General features: G+C 40.6%; 2 protein-coding genes. Both read right to left on the reverse strand.

Annotated elements, in window-relative coordinates; genetic code table 11:
- Window positions 1–105: 105 nt before the first annotated feature.
- Window positions 106–891 (reverse strand): ATP-binding protein, encoded by a 786-nt coding sequence (locus DXA87_RS17655; protein ID WP_117505591.1) that lies wholly within the window; start codon window positions 889–891, stop codon window positions 106–108.
- Complete coding sequence (gene istA / locus DXA87_RS17660) at window positions 884–2,197, reverse strand: IS21 family transposase (protein ID WP_242998142.1); 1,314 nt, start codon at window positions 2,195–2,197, stop codon at window positions 884–886. Before istA ends, DXA87_RS17655 begins: the two co-directional genes overlap by 8 nt.
- Window positions 2,198–2,320: the final 123 nt, after the last annotated feature.

Genomic DNA, 2,320 nt, shown 5'->3' on the forward strand with positions numbered 1-2,320 from the left:
TGTTAGAGCCCGGAGGAATCGACCACTCAGAGTCCAGTAGAAACAACCAATCCGAGCTCATTAGAAATAGCCAATGCACCTGCTTGGCTAATTAATTATCGACAATTATTCGGTAGGATCACTGATTTCTATCGAATAAGTTTTCAGGTTACGACCTCGATAGCTTTCACCTTTCATGAGATAAACGGTGGCAGCATCAAAAGTCCTATCTAACGCACAGAGTAATGAATCCTCTTCTCGAAAGAAGTCCCTCCACTTATCTGGTGTTAGGTTACTGGTGAAAATCATGCAGTTTGGGCCTTCCTTACTGCATCTTCGGTCAATCATATCGAAAAACAGACGGGTGTTTTCCATGTCGAAGATGCTTCTGCCGATTTCATCGATAATCAGACATGATGGTCTGACAAGCCCAGATATTGCACTGCTTTCAGTGCCTGTTCTTCGGGCCTTTGTGAATTTTTCATTCAGTTCTGTGGCTTTTATGAAATAAGCTTTTAATCCTTTTTGGCAACAGGCATTACCATATGCCATTGATAAATGCGTTTTTCCAACACCTGGAGGACCGATAAAAGCTATATTATGTCTTGAGTATAGCGCTGTCAGATTCGGAAGATTTCTTATCTGCGCTGCATGCTCGCCAGTCACTCTGCTGAAATCAAAGTTTTCGAATGTACTTGGCTCTTTCTGTGGAATACGGCTGTGCTGCAATAGTGCGCTTATTGCTTTATCTCGCTGATTTTTTCTGAGAAAAGCTATGAATCTTTTTATGGCTTCCAGGTGCTCCGGTGGAACTTTCTTTTCAGAAAGATATAAAGCAATCTCCTGTGCTGTTATTTTTATATCCAGAGCAGCAGCATCTGCCTGAATCTGTTCAATCAGTGTATCATTCATTTCTGTCACCTCCAAAAGCAAACTTTGCGAAAGCAGATTTTGGTGGATCTTCTTTTTTCTGAGTGATACTGATCTTTACAGGAACAGAAGGTTTTTCTTCTGGTTGATCATCAGTAAACTGACCTTTGCAGAAACTGTCTTTGCGGCTCCATGTCACATCGTGGGTTATTAAGACTTTTCTCAACTCCAGGTCATAGATATACAATGTAAAATCTTCTCTTTGAACACGGCAGGTATGTTGAACATAACTGTATGGAATTCCAAAACGTCTTCCTTCATATGTGACAAAACCATCAAATGAAATACAGCGGATCGGGCACAAATACTTTCGGACATCAAAGGTATCCATAAGTATGGATGCATTTTTTATACAGCTTACAGAATGTCTTTCATGAGGAATACAGTCAACAGCTTTGTGATATCGATTGTTCTGATTATCGCACCATTTCCATGCTTCATAGTTGAGATCTGTAATAGTACCAAAAACTCGTCCTGCTAGAAAGTTTTCTTTTACAAAGCGTACCAGGCGCTCAACAGAACCTTTCGTGAACGGATGTCTGGGTCTGCACAGTTTCGTTTCAAAGCCGATGGTATTCATAAAAGCTTCATAATCATGATTCCAAACCGGATGTCCTTCCGAATCACGATGGAGCACAACACTTTTCATATTGTCCGTCAGAACGTGTCCAGGAACTCCCATACGTTTAAAAGCATGAATCATACCAATAAAGAGATTTTCCTGTTTTGCATTTGGAAAGAACTCTATATAGCGTTCCCCGCAATGATGGCAGATCATTGCAAAACAAGCTACTTTGTAAGAAGTGCCATCACCTGTGTCCACATTTACAAATCCCCAGTCCATTTGATAACTCTCACCAGCATCACTGGAATATCTGCGTCCACGGTTGCCCTGCGGTGCAACTGTCTGCCTTTTGGGCGGAATAAGATATTTATGAGATTGAATGTATCTCTTTACCGTAGTTAAGCTCCCTTGAAAGCCTTGTTCCTGAATTCGTTCCAGAATAACTTCAGAATTAGATACCCCTTTTTTCAGCAGGTCATCAATAACTCCTGTATATCCAGAGATAATGGTTGTATCCGCTTTGCGGCCTGTAAGAGCATGTGGTGTTATCTGGAAATCATTCTTTTTTAATCGTCGTAGCTGTGCTCTTGTCATTCCTGTACGGCGTTCCATTTCAGCAAGGTTAATTCTATTGATATCGAACTTATCACCTTGCTCTGACTTCATTTCTTCAATGACTTGTGTTATGATAGTCTGCAAGTCATTACTGTTATTCTCATTCATGTTTCTCCTTTCGTGGTGCATTGGCTAACACCATTATAGAACATGAAGTAATATCGTAATGGCTTCTTTTATTGGATTAAGATTGGCTGTTTCTATCGGACTCAGATTGGTTAATTCTGCTGG

This window comes from Desulfotomaculum sp. OF05-3, assembly GCF_003435535.1.
GTDB lineage: Bacteria > Bacillota > Clostridia > Lachnospirales > Lachnospiraceae > Pilosibacter > Pilosibacter fragilis.

What these genes read in the sequence shown, in the direction of transcription:
- DXA87_RS17655 (WP_117505591.1), bottom strand. Translation starts at nt 891, where the DNA reads ATGAATGATACACTGATTGAACAGATTCAGGCAGATGCTGCTGCTCTG.
- istA (WP_242998142.1), bottom strand. Translation starts at nt 2,197, where the DNA reads ATGAATGAGAATAACAGTAATGACTTGCAGACTATCATAACACAAGTC.